The 14,001-nt window shown below is 69.6% G+C and carries 16 protein-coding genes; 8 read left to right on the top strand and 8 right to left on the bottom strand.

Annotated features, from left to right (window positions below):
* Positions 1 to 4: 4 nt before the first annotated feature.
* Complete coding sequence (locus tag ARC20_RS13050) at positions 5 to 751, bottom strand: SDR family oxidoreductase (RefSeq protein WP_057647806.1); 747 nt, start codon at positions 749 to 751, stop codon at positions 5 to 7.
* Positions 752 to 861: 110 nt separating this feature from the next.
* On the opposite strand from ARC20_RS13050, the gene ARC20_RS13045 reads away from it, so the two are divergent.
* Entirely contained in the window at positions 862 to 1,785 is a 924-nt protein-coding gene (locus tag ARC20_RS13045) for a LysR family transcriptional regulator (protein ID WP_057647804.1), read from the top strand.
* A 3-nt stretch (positions 1,786 to 1,788) separates the two neighbouring features.
* On the opposite strand, the gene ARC20_RS13040 is transcribed toward ARC20_RS13045, so the two are convergent.
* Positions 1,789 to 2,586 carry a DUF2884 family protein gene (locus tag ARC20_RS13040; RefSeq protein ID WP_057647801.1) on the bottom strand — a complete coding sequence of 266 codons (798 nt, stop codon included), beginning with the start codon at positions 2,584 to 2,586 and terminating at the stop codon, positions 1,789 to 1,791.
* 163 nt (positions 2,587 to 2,749) lie between these two features.
* Here ARC20_RS13040 and ARC20_RS13035 point away from each other — a divergent pair, with 163 nt between their 5' ends.
* Entirely contained in the window at positions 2,750 to 3,148 is a 399-nt protein-coding gene (locus ARC20_RS13035; RefSeq protein WP_057647800.1) for a hypothetical protein, read from the top strand.
* A 7-nt stretch (positions 3,149 to 3,155) separates the two neighbouring features.
* Here the strand turns inward: ARC20_RS13035 and ARC20_RS13030 are convergent, their stop codons facing one another.
* The 3 genes from ARC20_RS13030 to ARC20_RS13020 all read right to left on the bottom strand — a co-directional run bounded on the left by ARC20_RS13030 (position 3,156) and on the right by ARC20_RS13020 (position 5,683).
* A complete protein-coding gene (locus ARC20_RS13030) occupies positions 3,156 to 3,482 on the bottom strand; it encodes a hypothetical protein (RefSeq protein ID WP_237642588.1) in 327 nt (108 codons plus the stop codon).
* Positions 3,483 to 3,576: 94 nt separating this feature from the next.
* Positions 3,577 to 4,380, bottom strand: a complete 804-nt coding sequence (gene dkgB / locus ARC20_RS13025) for a 2,5-didehydrogluconate reductase DkgB (protein WP_057647798.1) — start codon at positions 4,378 to 4,380, stop codon at positions 3,577 to 3,579.
* A gap of 88 nt (positions 4,381 to 4,468) precedes the next feature.
* Entirely contained in the window at positions 4,469 to 5,683 is a 1,215-nt protein-coding gene (locus tag ARC20_RS13020) for an MFS transporter (protein ID WP_057647796.1), read from the bottom strand.
* 108 nt (positions 5,684 to 5,791) lie between these two features.
* Here ARC20_RS13020 and ARC20_RS13015 point away from each other — a divergent pair, with 108 nt between their 5' ends.
* Positions 5,792 to 6,697 carry a LysR family transcriptional regulator gene (locus ARC20_RS13015; RefSeq protein ID WP_057647794.1) on the top strand — a complete coding sequence of 302 codons (906 nt, stop codon included), beginning with the start codon at positions 5,792 to 5,794 and terminating at the stop codon, positions 6,695 to 6,697.
* 16 nt (positions 6,698 to 6,713) lie between these two features.
* On the opposite strand, the gene ARC20_RS13010 is transcribed toward ARC20_RS13015, so the two are convergent.
* On the bottom strand, positions 6,714 to 7,676 hold the full coding sequence (locus tag ARC20_RS13010) for an aldo/keto reductase (protein WP_057647792.1): 963 nt from the start codon (positions 7,674 to 7,676) through the stop codon (positions 6,714 to 6,716).
* A 166-nt stretch (positions 7,677 to 7,842) separates the two neighbouring features.
* On the opposite strand from ARC20_RS13010, the gene ARC20_RS13005 reads away from it, so the two are divergent.
* The 5 genes from ARC20_RS13005 (at position 7,843) to ARC20_RS12985 (ending at position 11,891) form a co-directional block, all read left to right on the top strand.
* A complete protein-coding gene (locus tag ARC20_RS13005; RefSeq protein WP_057647790.1) occupies positions 7,843 to 8,697 on the top strand; it encodes a class I SAM-dependent methyltransferase in 855 nt (284 codons plus the stop codon).
* A 74-nt stretch (positions 8,698 to 8,771) separates the two neighbouring features.
* Positions 8,772 to 9,347 (top strand): pseudouridine synthase, encoded by a 576-nt coding sequence (locus ARC20_RS13000; RefSeq protein WP_057647788.1) that lies wholly within the window; start codon positions 8,772 to 8,774, stop codon positions 9,345 to 9,347.
* A gap of 7 nt (positions 9,348 to 9,354) precedes the next feature.
* Positions 9,355 to 9,717, top strand: a complete 363-nt coding sequence (locus ARC20_RS12995) for a hypothetical protein (RefSeq protein WP_057647786.1) — start codon at positions 9,355 to 9,357, stop codon at positions 9,715 to 9,717.
* 81 nt (positions 9,718 to 9,798) lie between these two features.
* The gene (locus ARC20_RS12990) at positions 9,799 to 10,518 is read left to right on the top strand and encodes an IclR family transcriptional regulator (RefSeq protein ID WP_057647784.1); all 720 of its coding nucleotides are present in this window, start codon (positions 9,799 to 9,801) and stop codon (positions 10,516 to 10,518) included.
* 95 nt (positions 10,519 to 10,613) lie between these two features.
* Entirely contained in the window at positions 10,614 to 11,891 is a 1,278-nt protein-coding gene (locus tag ARC20_RS12985) for an MFS transporter (protein WP_081418190.1), read from the top strand.
* On the opposite strand, the gene ARC20_RS12980 is transcribed toward ARC20_RS12985, so the two are convergent.
* Both ARC20_RS12980 and ARC20_RS12975 read right to left on the bottom strand, forming a co-directional pair.
* Positions 11,870 to 13,039: a mandelate racemase/muconate lactonizing enzyme family protein gene (locus tag ARC20_RS12980; protein ID WP_057647782.1), complete on the bottom strand. Its 1,170-nt coding sequence runs from the start codon at positions 13,037 to 13,039 to the stop codon at positions 11,870 to 11,872. The two genes, ARC20_RS12985 and ARC20_RS12980, sit on opposite strands and share 22 nt — an antisense overlap.
* Positions 13,039 to 13,971 carry a dihydrodipicolinate synthase family protein gene (locus ARC20_RS12975; protein WP_057647780.1) on the bottom strand — a complete coding sequence of 311 codons (933 nt, stop codon included), beginning with the start codon at positions 13,969 to 13,971 and terminating at the stop codon, positions 13,039 to 13,041. Before ARC20_RS12975 ends, ARC20_RS12980 begins: the two co-directional genes overlap by 1 nt.
* Positions 13,972 to 14,001 lie beyond the last annotated feature (30 nt).

The following is a 14,001-nucleotide window of genomic DNA, read 5'->3' as shown; positions in this document are numbered from 1 at the left end:
CCGCTTACAGCTGGGCCATGCCGCCGTCGGCGAAGATCTCGCTGCCGACGATGAAGGCCGATTCGCTGGCCGAAAGATGCAGCACCGTCGCGGCGATCTCCTCCGGCGTACCGAAGCGGCCCAGCGGCACCTGCGCCTGGATCTGCGCGGCGGCATCGTCCAGCGCCTGCCCCTGCAGCCCGAGCTTGCCGTACAGCGGCGTGGCCACCGGCCCCGGGCTGAGCACGTTGACGCGCGCGCCCTGCGGCAACAGTTCGGCCGACAGCGTGCGCGCCAGCGACACCAGCGCGGCCTTGCTCGCCGCGTACACGATGGTATTCGGCATGCCGATGTGCGCGTTGATCGAACCGTTGAGCACGATCGACGCCCCCGGGTTCAGCAGCGGCGCCAACGCCTGCACCTGGAAGAACGCGCCCTTGACGTTGGCGTCGAACAGCTCGTCCCACAGCGCTTCGGTGATGTCCTGCAGGCCGGCGAAACGCGCCAGCCCGGCATTGATGAACACCGCATCCAGGCGCAGGCCACGTGCCTGCAGCGCCTGGGCCAGTTCGCGCGCGGCGGCCACGCCGCCGGTGGCGTTGGTGATCGGGATCAATCGCGGATGGCGCGCGGCGGCGGCTTCCAGCGCGGCCTGGTAGCGGCCGGTGATGACCACCGTGGCGCCTTCCTCCGCATAGGCCAGCGCGGCGGCCAGCCCGATGCCACTGCTGCCGCCGGTGACCAGCGCGGTCTTGCCTTCGAAACGTTGCATGACACACCTGCTTCTTGTTGGGGACGGCCGATTGCCGTGAGCGCATCGTGCGCCCCCGCCCCGCCCATGCCGTACCATCGCCGGCAACGACCCGTTCGAAGGGATCGAACATGTTGTCGAACGACGAACTGGCCTTGCTGGAAGCCATCCGCGACGCCGGCAGCCTCTCCCGTGCAGCCGCCCGGCTGGGCAAGGCACCGTCAACCGTTTCGCATGCGGCGCGGCAGCTGGAAGCGCGCTTCGATGCCCTGCTGTTCGACCGCCGTCGCTACCGGCTGGAGCTCACGCCCGCCGGGCGCTTGCTCGCCGACGAGGCGGCACGCCTGTCGCAGGACATCGCCCGCCTGAGCCGGCGCGTGCACCAGGTGGCCAGCGGCTGGGAAGACCGGTTGTGGATCGTCACGGACGAGTTGCTGGAATTCGAAACGCTGCTGCCGCTGCTGCATGCGTTCGATCGCCTGCAGTCCGGCGTCGCGCTGCGCGTCACGCATGAAGTGCTGGGCGGCGTCTGGGAAGCACTGCGCGATGGCCGCGCCGACCTGGTGATCGGTGCCACCAACGAGCCGCCTTCGATCCCGAACCTGCGTTGGCGTGAGCTGGGCACGTTGCGCTGGGTATTCGCGGTCGCGCCCTCCCACCCGCTGGCGAAGCAGCCCGGCCCGCTGCGGCGCGAGGACATCGCCCCGCATCGTGCGATCGTGGCAGCCGACTCCGCGCGGCAGGTGTCGGCCCGCGTCTACGGCGTATTGGGGGGCCAACCCACGCTGGCGGTGCCGAGCATGGCCGCGAAGATCGAAGCGCAGCGCGCCGGCCTGGGCGTGGGCTGGCTGCCGCAGGCGCGCGTGGCCGCGCTGCTCAAGCGCGGCGAACTGGTCGAGAAGACCCTGGCCGACCCGCGCGAACCCAACACGCTCTACCTCGGCTGGCGCAGCGACCACAGCGGTCGCGCGCTGGAATGGTGGCTGCAGCAGCTGCATGCCGCCAAGCTGGCCAAGCGACTGGTGGACGGTTTCGACCGCTACGCGTTGCGGTAGCGACTATTTGGGATTGGCGGCGACCCGCGCGCCGTCGTCCTTGTCGTCGGCCGGCTTGGGCACCAGCAGCTGCAGCGGCTGGCCCTGGTAGCGCAGATCCAGCTGCTGCTGCACGTCGTGCAGCGCGGTGACCTGGTCGCACAGGGACTGTGCCTGTGCCTCGAGCTTGCGGCTGCGCACTTCCATGCGCGCGTCGAGGTCCTTCTCCATCGCATCGGCGCGGCGTTCGATCTCGCTGGCACGGCCGGTAAACGCGGCCCACAGCACGCTGCGGGTGAGCGTGCCGGCCATGTCCTCGGCGGCGCGCTCCACGTTGGCTTCGAAGGTCTCGTCGAACTGCTTCTGGTCCCAGCGCCCCTTGCCCAGCGAGGCGTCGATCTGCGCCATCGCCTGCTTGCGCACGCGCTCCACGTCGCGCGCCTTGGCCTTGCTGTCGGTCATGATCTGGACCACGCCGCCCAGCGCGTCGAAGGCGATGTCCACCGCCTCGCGCGCGATGTTGGCCACCGCCGGCACGAGGTCGCGGGTCATGGCTTCCATGCGCCGCAGCCGCCGCGCGTCGTCGGCGCTGATGTCCTGCGTGCGCTGGTCGATGGCGATGGCGCCATCGTGGATGTGGACCTCGCGCGGCGCGCCGGTCTCCCGTTCCAGCCACACGCCGTCGTCGGCGATGCGCAGGTCGTAGTTCGTGGTGAACTGGCACTGCTGCGAGGACAGCCGCGGGTGCGGCGCATCGGCGCTGGCCACGCCGGCCAGGCTCAGCAGGATCAGGGTCAACCAAGGCAGTCGCTGGCGCTTCATGTCCGTGGTCTCTCGGGGATATGCGCGCAGCTTCCGCCCGGCCCGGCACGGGCGCATGTGAGGGAAGTCAGGATGACCGCATTCACCCCGCGGGCCGCGGCGTCACCCAGCGCTCACTTTTTCGGGCGCATGATGCTGCAAAGCAGCATGGCAGGACGGCACGATGTTCGACGACCGCGTACAACAGGTGGAAGTAGCCCTCGAACCCTTGGCGGAGGCCGACAAGGCCGCGCTGTGGGACTGGGCATGCCGCGAGATGCTGCATGAAACCCAGGCGGGCATGCACCAGCTTTCCTGCGTGGCCGGCATCGCCGAAACGGTGGCCGACGCCTGGCGCGCGCCGGTGGATGTGATCGAGCCTTCGCGCCCGTACATGGACCGCTCCGCCTTCGCCGACCGCCGCCTCCCCGCCGTGCTCGATGCCCTCGATGGCACCGGCGACATCGCCGACCGCGCGCAGTTCTGGCGCCTGCGTTATGCCGCGCTGATCAGCGCCACCCTGCAGGGCATGCTCGCGTTGGCCGGCAAGCACCGGCTGGTGGTGAGATCGCCGGGCGAATGAGCCGGCATCAGCTGCTGTAACTCATCCGCTGCCAGGCGCGACGCACCAGCCAGCGCGTTTCATCCCAGCTGAGCGGCGGCGGATCGACCTGCCGCTGGTAGGCGTCGTGCAGCACTTCGTACAGATGCGCTTCGCGCGCACGCGGATGGCCGAGATAGATGTCGAAGCCGAGCTTGAGCAGCGCGGCATACGCGTCGAAGGCATGCGGGCCGAGGTGGCCGAGCGCGTGGCACTGGCGCCAGTACGCCAGCTCGCCTTCCACGTCGATGAAGGCACAGGCGATGGCGCCCGGTTCGGGTGTGCGCGATGAGGACTGCAGCGTGGTGCGTTGCATGGGCAGGACTCCGTTGCGAGAACCACCCCCCTTGCAACGCACCCTAGCAGCCCGTTTCGCGGGCCGCCAGTGCTCGTTTTGCGCATGCGCGCATTCAGTCCCAGGCCGGCGCGATGCCCTGCGGGTTGGCCAACCGGTGTCCACGATCGAGCGCGGCGATCTGCGCCATGTCGGCGTCATCGAGCTGCAGCGTCGCGGCCTGCAGGTTGCTCTCCAGGTTCGCGCGCTTCGTCGAGGACGGGATCACCGAATAGCCCAGCTGCAGCGCCCAGGCCAGCGCGACCTGCGCCGGCGTGGCGCCGTGGCGCTGCGCGATCGCGGCGATCACCGGGTCCTTGAGCACTTCGCCATACGCCAGCGTCATGTACGAGGTCGCATGGATGCCCTGCTCGCGCAGGTAGCCGGTGAGCTTGCGGTTCTGCAGGTAGGGGCTGATCTCGACCTGGTTGGTGGCGATGGCCTCGGCGCCGAGCAGTTCGATGGCCTGGCGGGTCAGGTCGATGGTGAAGTTGGACACGCCGATCTCGCGCGTCAGCCCCTGCGCCTTGGCGTCGGCCAGCGCGCCGAGGTACTCGGCCATCGGCACTTCGTCGTTCGGCGAGGGCCAGTGGATCAGCGTCAGGTCGACGCGGTCGGTGCGCAGCTTGCGCAGGCTTTCCTTGAGGCTGGGCACCAGCGCGTCGCGGCGGAACTGGCTGATCCAGATCTTGGTGGTGAGATAGAGGTCGTCGCGCGGCACGCCGGATTCGGCGATGGCCTGGCCGACCTCGGCCTCGTTGTCGTAGATCTGCGCGGTGTCGATGGCGCGGTAGCCGACGTCGAGTGCGTCGCGCACCGAATCGATGACGGTCTGGCCCTTGAGGCGGAACGTGCCGAGGCCGAAGGCGGGGACGGTCATGGGGAAACTCCTTGGAGGAAGCGGACAGGGTAGGGGAGGGCTGCGCCGGCGGCGTGCGCGCGGCGCGGGATTCAGCGTTGCAACGTCTTCAATGCGCGGTGACGGCCACGCCCTCGGCGCGCTCGCCGACGCCGTCGCGGCGATCCAGCCGGCCGCTCAGCGCGGTCAGGCCGAGCGCGCCCAGCACCACCAGCGCACCGATCCACGGGGTATGCCGCAGGCCCAGGTGTTCGACCACCAGCCCGCCCGCCGACGACCCCAGCGCGATGCCGAGATTGAACGCGGCGATGTTCAGCCCCGAGGCCACGTCGGTGGCGCGCGGCGCGAAACGCTGCGCCTGCTTCACCACGTAGACCTGCAGGCCCGGCACGTTGCCGAACGCCACCGCGCCCCACGCCATCACCGTGGCCAGCACCAACCAGTGATGCTGCATCGTGAAGGTGAGCACCAGCAGCACGAGCGCCAGCAGCGCGAACACCCGCTTCAGGGCCGGCACCGGGCCGAGGCGGTCGGCGAGCCGGCCGCCCCACAGGTTGCCGATCGCCACCGACACGCCGTAGACCAGCAGCACCGCGCTCACGGCATCGGCGGACCAGCCGCTGACTTCCTGCAGGATCGGCGCCAGGAAGGTGAAGGCCAGGAACGTGCCGCCATAGCCGAGCGCGGTCATCGCGTACACCAGCAGCAGGCGCGGCTGGGCGAGCACGCCAAGCTGCTGGCCGAACGTCGCCGGTTCGCTGTGGTGCACGTCGCGCGGCACGAACAGCGCGCTGCCCAGCAGGGCAACCACGCCCAGCCCGGCCACGGCCAGGAACGTGGCGCGCCAGCCCAGGTGCTGGCCGATGAAGGTGCCCAGCGGCACGCCGGTGACCAGCGCCACGGTGAGTCCGGTGAACATGATGGCGATCGCGCTGGCCGCCTTTTCCTTCGGCACCACGGAAGTCGCGATGATCGAGCCGATGGAGAAGAACACGCCGTGGGCCAGGCCGGTGAGCACGCGCGCCACGATCAGCGAGCCGTAGCCCCGCGCCATCCACGCCACCAGGTTGCCCACGGTGAACAGCGCCATCAGGCCGATCAGCAGCGCCTTGCGCGGCACGCGCCCGGTGACCGCGGTGAGCACCGGCGCGCCGATGGCCACGCCGAGCGCGTACAGGCTGACCAGCAGGCCGGCCGACGGCAGGCTCACGCCCAGGTCGGTGGCGATGGTGGGGATGAGGCCGACGATCACGAACTCCGTCGTGCCGATGGCGAAGGCGCCGAGGGTCAGGGCTAGCAGGGCGAGGGGAATGCCGCGGGACATGGGCGCGTGGCTCCATGAAAAAGGAAGGCGGCAGTCTGCCTGGGAGACTTTTGCGCAAAAAGACGGTTATCGTCGAAATACTCTTTCCCTTCGCGCAATAATCGGCCGATGAAGACCACCCTGGATGAGATGCAGGCGTTCCTCGCCGTGATCGACAGCGGCTCGATCACGGCCGCCGCCGAAGCCCTGCAGCAGACGGTCTCGGCGGTGAGCCGCGCGCTGGCGCGGCTCGAGGAGAAGCTCGGGGTCACCCTGCTGACCCGCACCACCCGCCGCCTGCGCCTGACCGAGGAGGGCGAGGCGTTCCTCGCACAGGCCCGGGCGATCGTTTCGGCGGTGGAAACGGCCGAGGAACAGATGGCCGCGCGGCGCGAGCGGCCGGCGGGGCGGTTGCGGGTGGATGCGGCGACCTCCTTCCTGCTGCACGTCATCGTGCCCAGAGTGCCGGGCTATCGCGCGCGCTACCCGGAGGTGACGCTCGAGCTCAACGGCAACGAGCGCAACATCGATCTCGTCGAGCGGCGCACCGACCTGGCGTTCCGCATCGGGCCGCTGGGCGATTCCTCGCTGCACGCCCGGCCGATCGGCCGCAGCCGCCTGCGCGTGCTGGCCAGCACGGACTATCTCGCCCGCCACGGCACGCCCGCGGACGTGGCGGCCCTGTTGCGCGAACACACGCTGATCGGCTTCCGGCAGCCGGAATCGTTGAAGCGATGGCCGCTGGCCGATGCCGGCGGCGAGCCAGTCGAAGTGGAGCCGCAGGTGGCCGCGGCGAGCGGTGAGACGCTGTTGCACCTCGCGCGCGCCGGCACCGGCATCACCTGCCTGTCGGATTTCATGACCGCCACCGATCGCGCGAACGGACAGCTCGTGCAGGTGCTGGCCGAACAGACGCTCGACATGCGCCAGCCGATCAACGCCGTGTACTACCGCAACACGGCGGTGTCGGCGCGGATCACCTCGTTCCTGGATTACCTGGTGGAAGCGTTGGGCGAGCGGCCGTTCGAGGATTGATCGAACCGCGCAGCGCTCAGCCCGCATCCTCGGCGCTGGCGCCGTCGAGCTGCGCCAGTTCGTCCTTCGACAGCGTCAACCGCGCCGCCGCGAGCAGGTCGTGCAGCTGCTCGACCGTCGTCGCGCTGGCAATGGGTGCGGCGATGTTCGGCTGGGCGATCAACCACGCCAGCGACACCTGCGCGGGCGTGGCCGAATGCTTGGCGGCGATGTCGTCGAGTGCCGCCAGGATGCGCAGCCCGCGTGCATTGAGGTACTGCTTCACCACCGCTTGCCCGCGCGCGCTGCTCTTGGCCGCATCGGCCGGCGTGCGGTACTTGCCGGTGAGGAAACCGCTGGCCAGCGAGTAATAGCCGATCACGCCCAGCCCATGCTCGGCCACCACCGGCGCCAGTTCGCTTTCATAACCCGCGCGGTCGTAAAGGTTGTACTCCGGCTGCAGCGTCTCGTAGCGCGGCAGGTTGTACTGCGTGGACACCGCCAGCGCGTCGCGCAGGCGCGCGGCGCTGTAGTTCGACGCACCGATCGCGCGCACCTTGCCCTGCTCGATCAACCGGCCGAACGCGGCCAGCGTCGCTTCCAGCGGCGTGGACTCATCGTCTTCGTGCGCCTGGTACAGGTCGATCACGTCGGTCTGCAGGCGGCGCAGCGAATCTTCCGCGGCGGCGGCGATGTTCTCCGGCGACAGCCCCGGGCGTTCCTTCCACTTGGCCACCTTGGTGGCGATCAACACCTTGTCGCGCTTGCCGCTGTGCTTGAACCAGCGGCCGATCAGCGTTTCCGATTCACCGCCCTGGTTGCCCGGCACCCAGGCCGAATACGCATCGGCCGTATCGACCAGGTTGAAGCCGGCTTCGACGAACGCATCGAGCAGCGCGAAGGTGGCGCGCTCGTCGGCACTCCAGCCAAACACGTTGCCGCCGAAGGCGATCGGCTGGACCTGCAGGCCGGAGCGGCCGAGGGGACGTGGGGAGGACATGGGCATGGCTCCACGACAGATCGGGCCCCAGAGCATAGACGCCCGTGCGCGGCCAAGGTGTGACATGCGCATGCATGCAGCGTTGCGAAAACGCAAAGACGCCGCGGCGGGCTGTCGCGGGGCGCGTGCTAGGCTCGGCCCACTTTGCCCCGGGAGGTCCATCCGCATGTCCGCTCATAAGCTCATGACCATTGGTGTGCTCGCCGTCGCACTCGCCGCGGCGCTGCCCGCCGCGCAGGCGTTCAAGCCCGCCGACGCCGCCACCCTGCCTGCGCCCGATGCCGGCCTGCAGGCCGCCATCAGCGGCAGCTGGCGCGATGCGGCCAACGCCAAGCGTGATGTCTATCGCCATCCGGGCCAGACGCTGGCCTTCTTCGGCATTCGCCCGGAACAGACGGTGATCGAGATCACGCCCGGTGGCGGCTGGTATTCGGAGATCCTCGCGCCGTACCTGCAGGCCAAGGGCCATTACATCGCCGCGGTGGTCGACCCGATGAAGGTCAAGGAAGGCGGCAGCCGCGATTACCAGCAGCGCCAGCGCGATGGCCTGCAGAAGAAGTTCGATGCCGCGCCGGCGCAGTACGCCAAGGCCAGCATCGTCGGCTACGACCCCAACGCGCCGGTGCTCGGCCCGGCCAACTCGGCCGACCTGGTGCTGACCTTCCGCAACGTGCACAACTGGCGCAGCGCCGGGCAGGCCGAAGGCATGTTCAAGGCCTTCCACGCGGTGCTCAAGCCGGGTGGCGTGCTGGGCGTGGTGGAGCATCGCGCCAAGGCCGACGTGCCGGCGGACGACAAGAGCGGCTACGTCGGCCAGCAGCAGGTCATCGCGATGGCCGAAGCGGCCGGCTTCAAGCTCGCCGCCAAGAGCGATCTCAACGCCAACCCGCGCGACACCAAGGACTACCCGGGCGGCGTGTGGACGCTGCCGCCGACCAACAAGCACGACGCCGCCGACGATGCGAAGTACCAGGCCATCGGCGAAAGCGACCGCATGACGCTGAAGTTCGTGAAGCAATGAGGCGCGATGCGGCGCGCGGCCCCGGTGGTCGCGCGCCGCATTGCTAGAATCGCGCCTCCCGGCACAGGTGCGGCATGCTCGTCATCTTCAACAAGCCGTACAACGTGCTCACCCAGTTCAGCGACAAGGGCGCGACGGGCCGGCGCACGCTCGCCGAATTCGGTCTGCCGGCCGGCATCTACCCTGCCGGCCGCCTGGACATGGACAGCGAAGGCCTGCTGCTGCTCACCGACGATGGCGCGCTCGCGCATCGCCTGACCGACCCGAAGCACAAGGAAGCCAAGACCTACTGGGTGCAGGTCGAAGGCACGCCCGACGAAGACCAGCTGCGCAGGTTGCGCGAAGGCGTGCTGCTCAACGATGGCCCCACGCTGCCCGCCGGCGCCGAGCTGATCGACGCCCCGGCCGACCTGTGGCCCCGCGATCCGCCGGTGCGCTTCCGCAAGACCGTGCCCGACGCCTGGCTGGCCATCACCCTGCGCGAAGGCCGCAACCGCCAGGTGCGACGCATGACCGCCGCCGTCGGCCTGCCGACGCTGCGGCTGGTGCGTGCGCGGATGGGGCGCTGGTCGCTGGAAGGCCTGGCGCCGGGGCAGTGGCGGGTAGTCGAGCAGACGCCCTCCACGTCGATGCGACGTCAGCGGCGTTGAGGTTTCGATGATCCGGATACCCCAGCATGCAAATGGCCGGCTGATCGATTTCAACGATCTGTTGGCCGAGGTGGACCGTTTTCTCCGCGTGGATCACTGGCGCTTCCAGGTCTCCGAATGCCTCGGCGACGGCGCGGACGCCATCGAAGAACGGTCGTGGGACGGAGAGGTACTGGGCGACGCCGAGCTGCGTGCGCTGTATCGCGGCATCTACCAGACCATCAACGGCCGATTCGTGGGTCATCAGGCGGGCCAGCCGGTGTGCGAACTGGAGGCGGTGGACTCCAGCTTCTGGACGGTCTCGGGCCCGGCCGGACTGGAGGATCGCCTGCGCGACCTCCATGGGGAATGGCAGCCGGCCACCCGCTGATCTGGCAGGAGCCAGCCCGCCGATCTTCGAAAAGTGTTGCTATTGGTGGCATCCCGGCCGGCGCCCGATTACGCTTTCCCGATGCGCGCCAAGCCCAATGCCCAGCCCAACCAGAGCCTGATCGATGGCATCGCCACCCTGCAGGCCCTGGCCTCCTCGCCCGAGCCGGTGGGGTGTCGCGAGCTCGCCCGCCAGCTGGGCGCCAACCCCACCCGGGTCAACCGCCTGCTCAAGACCCTGGCCTACCTGGGCATCGCCCGCCAGACCGCCGACCGCAAATACACCCCCGGCCCGGGCATGCACGTGCTGGCCGCGCAGAGCCTGTTCGCTTCCGGGCTGATCCGCCGCGCCATGCCGGTGCTGGAGAGCCTGCGCCGCTTCGGCCACACGGTGGCGATGGGCGTGCTGTGGAACGACAGCGTCAGCTACCTCTTCCATGCCCCGCCGGGCATCGAGGCCGCGCGCGGCCTGGGCCGCATCGGCCTGCTGCCGGCCACCACCAGCGGCATCGGCATCGTGCTGCTCTCGCAGCTGTCCGACGAGGACGTGCGCGAGCTCTACCGCGACAAGCCGATCCCGATGTTCCCCGAGGGCATCGAGCAGCTGCTGCGCGCCCTCGCCCAGACCCGCGCGCAGGGCTATGCGCGCGTGCACGTGGCCGACGAGCGCGACCACCATGTCGTGGCCATCGCGATGGGCGACCCGGTGCATGCCGGTATCGCGATGTCCGGGTGGATCCCCGAGTCCGCCACCGCCGAGCTGGTCAAGGCGTTGCGCGAGGCGGCCACCGAGATCGGCTGAGGGCTTGCCGCAGTGCGGCTTGACCTGTTGCTACAATAGCAATACGTTGCGGCCTTCTCTGGGGAGGCGGCCACCATGACTTATCGGATCGACGCGTGAGCGGCGGCGGACGCACGAAGTGGGTGCTGCTGGCCCTGCTGTTCTGTTCGACGGTCATCAACTACCTGGACCGGCAGGCGCTCTCGATCCTGGCCACGACCATCCAGGCCGACCTGCGCATGAGCGATATCGAATACGCACGCGTCGTGCAGGTGTTCCTGTTCGCCTATGCCGCCGCCTACGTGATGGCCGGCCGCATCACCGACTGGCTGGGCGCGCGCGTGGCGCTGGTCCTGTTCGTGGGCTGGTGGTCGCTGGCCAACATCGCCACCGGCTTCGTGCGCACGCCGTTCCAGCTGGGTGCGGCGCGTTTCGCGCTGGGCCTGGGCGAGCCCGGCAATTACACCGTCGGCACGAAGGTGGTGTCCGAGCAGTTCCCGCCACGCCAGCGGGGCATTGCGCTGGGCCTGTACACGGCCGGCGCGATGATCGGCGCCACGCTCGCGCCGCCGTTGATCGGCGGCATCGCGCTCACGTATGGCTGGCGCAGCGCGTTCTGGATCACCGGCATCGCCGGCCTGCTGTGGATCGCCGGCTGGTGGTGGGCGTATCCGCGCGAGAAGGCGCGGGCCGCCAGCGATGCACCGGCGACGCCGCCGCCGTCGATGAAGGGCGTGTGGGGCAAGCTGGCGCGCGACCGCGCGGTGTGGGCGCTGGTCGGCTCGCGCATGGTGGCCGACCCGGTCTGGTACTTCTACCTGTTCTGGTTCCCGAAATACCTGGGGGATGCGCGCGGCATGAGCCTGGCCGCGGTGGCCTCGCTGGCGTGGGTGGTCTACGTGGCCGCCGATATCGGCAGCATCGGTGGCGGCATGATTTCCGGCACGCTGGTGCGCCGCGGCATGGCGCCGGTACGCAGCCGCCTGCTCACCATGACCGGCGCGGCGATCCTGGCGCCCATCGGCATCCTCATCACCTTGCATCCGCCGCTGTGGGCGCTGCTGGGCGTGGCGTGCCTGGTGACGTTCGCCCACCTCGTCTACCAGATCAACCTCACCACGATGGTGGTGGACATCTTCCCCTCGCGCTACATCGCCTCGGTCGCCGGCCTCATCGGCTGTGGCAGCGCGTTGGGCGGCATGTTGTCGGCGCAAGTGGTGGGCATGCTGGTGGCCGATGGCGCGTTCGACCGCACCTTCGTGCTGATGGCCTTCCTGCATCCGGTGGCGGTGGGGTTGGCATGGCTGGCGTTGAAGCTGGCGCGCCGCTCGCCGATGTCGCTGCTGTCGGGCGACAGCAGCGACGGTCGCGATCAGGCCACCGCTTCGGCGTGATCCCAGAAGCGGGCGCCGGGCACGGCGCCCAGGCCGGGGCCGCTGGGCAGGTGGTAATGCCCGTCGCGGTAAGCCATGTCGGTGTCGAGCATCAGCAGCGAGCGCGAGAAGATCGAGTGCTGCCACTCATGCCGCCACAGGCCCGGCAGGACGCTGGCCACATGCAGGCTGGCGGCCATGAACAGGCCGCCGCCGATGGTGGCATGCGGCGCGATCGGCACGCCCTGCGCTTCGGCAAGACGCGCGATGCGCAGGAACTGGGTGACGCCGGTATGCCCCATCTCCGGCTGGATATAGGAGAGCGAACCACCGGCCAGGCGCAGTCGCGCCTCGTACTCGGTATGCCACTCCTCGCCGGCGGCGATCGGCACCGGGCTGTCCTTGCCCAGCTGGATCAGGCCTTCGATGTCCTCCGGCTTCAGCGGCGCTTCGATGAACTTCAAGCGATACGGTTCCAGCTGCCGCGCCATCGCCATGGCCTGCGCCAGGTCGAACTTCCAGTGCAGGTCCACCATCAGTTCCGGCGCGGGGCCGAGCGCTTCGCGCAGCGCGCCGATCTCCTCGACGATGCCTTCGTGGCTCACCACCGCGTGGATCTTGAACGCGTCATGGCCTTCGGCGGCGAACGAGCGCGCCATCTCCACCTTGGCTTCCAGCGTGCCGGCCGGCAGGCCGGAGAGGTACCCGGGAATCGTCTCGCGCTGGCGTTCGCCCAGCAGTGACCACAGCGGCACGCCGCGCGCACGGGCGCGCAGGTCCCACAGCGCGATGTCGAGCGCGGCGATCGTGTCGACATGGAAGCCGCCGAAGCAGCCGCGCACGCGCATCAGGCCGTAGAGGTCGTCCCAGATCCGTTCGACATCCTCCGGCGAGCGCCCGATGAGTTCCGGCGCCAGCAGGTCGTTGATGATCTCGCACACCGCGCGCGGCGCGCAGATACCGTAGGTTTCGCCCCAGCCCTCCGCGCCGTCGTCGGTGGTGACGCGCACCACCACCGAGCGGTCCACGGTCGGGTAGATGGTGCCATTGCCCTTGCGCACCAGGTAGCCGCGGCTGTTGACGCGCTCGCCCGGCCCCAGCGGCCCGAGATAGGGCGTGGTGCGCGGGATGGTCAGGATGAAGGTCTCGACCTTGGCGACATGGCTCATCAGGAAATCCTCTGTACCTGCCCCGGCACCTTGTCCAGCGGCAGCAGGTCGGCGATGCGGTCGAGCAGGATATCCAGTTCGCGCTGGTCGAATGCATCCAGTGCCGGGCCCGGCGCGCGTACCTTGTCGCTGGCGATCAGCCCGCGGCGCAGCAGCACCGCCTTGGTCAGCCGCCAGCGGAACACCGCCTGCATGCTGAGCAGCGGCAGCGTGCGCTCGAACAGTTCGCGTGCACGCGCCTGGTCGCCGGCCGCCCACGCCGCCAGCATCGCCACGTGCACCTCGGTGATTTCGCAGGCCGGCATGGTGCCGACCGCGCCGCGCCCGAGCTCGTCGAGCACGTAACGCGCGCCGGCGCCGCCGAATACCGCGCGCACCTGGCTGCGCCCGGCCTGTTCGGACAGTGCGGTGATGCGATGGCCCGAGGGCATCGTCTCTTCCTTCACGTACTCGATGCCCGGCACGCGCGCGGCCAGCGCCACCACTTCGTCCACGCCCAGGCCCACGCCCATCGGCGGCGGCGCGTTCTGCAGCATCACCGCCACGCCGGATTCGGCATGCAGGCGCTCGAAGAACGCGGCCATCGCCTCGGCATCGCCGGCATGGCGATGCGGCGTAAGCACCATTGCCGCCTGCGCGCCGGCCTCGCCGCCGGCCCGCGCGAAGGCGATCGCCTCTTCCACGGTCTTGGCGCTGGCGCCGACGATCAGCGGCACGCGGCCGCGGTTCCATTCGCCCAGCCGCGCGGTGAGATGCAGGCGCTCTTCCGGGGTGAGCATGTCGTACTCGCTCGCCAGCCCGGGGAACACCACGCCGGCCGCGCCGGCACCGAGGATGTACTCGAACACGTTGGCCATCCCCGCCTCATCGACGGAGCCGTCGGCGTGGAAGATCGTCGGGAGGATGGGGAAGACGCCTTGCAGTTCGGCCATGGCCGGGTCCTTGCAGTAAGTGTGCCTTTA

The organism is Stenotrophomonas panacihumi (genome assembly GCF_001431645.1).
In the GTDB taxonomy this organism is placed as follows: domain Bacteria; phylum Pseudomonadota; class Gammaproteobacteria; order Xanthomonadales; family Xanthomonadaceae; genus Stenotrophomonas_A; species Stenotrophomonas_A panacihumi.
Note: the sequence above shows the minus strand (reverse complement) of the source record. Positions and strands in the feature narration are given on the sequence as shown.

What these genes read in the sequence shown, in the direction of transcription:
- ARC20_RS13000 (WP_057647788.1), top strand. Translation starts at nt 8,772, where the DNA reads ATGCTCGTCATCTTCAACAAGCCGTACAACGTGCTCACCCAGTTCAGC.
- ARC20_RS13050 (WP_057647806.1), bottom strand. Translation starts at nt 751, where the DNA reads ATGCAACGTTTCGAAGGCAAGACCGCGCTGGTCACCGGCGGCAGCAGT.
- ARC20_RS12990 (WP_057647784.1), top strand. Translation starts at nt 9,799, where the DNA reads ATGCGCGCCAAGCCCAATGCCCAGCCCAACCAGAGCCTGATCGATGGC.
- ARC20_RS13015 (WP_057647794.1), top strand. Translation starts at nt 5,792, where the DNA reads ATGAAGACCACCCTGGATGAGATGCAGGCGTTCCTCGCCGTGATCGAC.
- ARC20_RS13020 (WP_057647796.1), bottom strand. Translation starts at nt 5,683, where the DNA reads ATGTCCCGCGGCATTCCCCTCGCCCTGCTAGCCCTGACCCTCGGCGCC.
- ARC20_RS13035 (WP_057647800.1), top strand. Translation starts at nt 2,750, where the DNA reads ATGTTCGACGACCGCGTACAACAGGTGGAAGTAGCCCTCGAACCCTTG.
- ARC20_RS13010 (WP_057647792.1), bottom strand. Translation starts at nt 7,676, where the DNA reads ATGTCCTCCCCACGTCCCCTCGGCCGCTCCGGCCTGCAGGTCCAGCCG.
- ARC20_RS12975 (WP_057647780.1), bottom strand. Translation starts at nt 13,971, where the DNA reads ATGGCCGAACTGCAAGGCGTCTTCCCCATCCTCCCGACGATCTTCCAC.
- ARC20_RS13045 (WP_057647804.1), top strand. Translation starts at nt 862, where the DNA reads ATGTTGTCGAACGACGAACTGGCCTTGCTGGAAGCCATCCGCGACGCC.
- ARC20_RS13005 (WP_057647790.1), top strand. Translation starts at nt 7,843, where the DNA reads ATGTCCGCTCATAAGCTCATGACCATTGGTGTGCTCGCCGTCGCACTC.
- dkgB (WP_057647798.1), bottom strand. Translation starts at nt 4,380, where the DNA reads ATGACCGTCCCCGCCTTCGGCCTCGGCACGTTCCGCCTCAAGGGCCAG.
- ARC20_RS12980 (WP_057647782.1), bottom strand. Translation starts at nt 13,039, where the DNA reads ATGAGCCATGTCGCCAAGGTCGAGACCTTCATCCTGACCATCCCGCGC.
- ARC20_RS13040 (WP_057647801.1), bottom strand. Translation starts at nt 2,586, where the DNA reads ATGAAGCGCCAGCGACTGCCTTGGTTGACCCTGATCCTGCTGAGCCTG.
- ARC20_RS13030 (WP_237642588.1), bottom strand. Translation starts at nt 3,482, where the DNA reads ATGCAACGCACCACGCTGCAGTCCTCATCGCGCACACCCGAACCGGGC.
- ARC20_RS12995 (WP_057647786.1), top strand. Translation starts at nt 9,355, where the DNA reads ATGATCCGGATACCCCAGCATGCAAATGGCCGGCTGATCGATTTCAAC.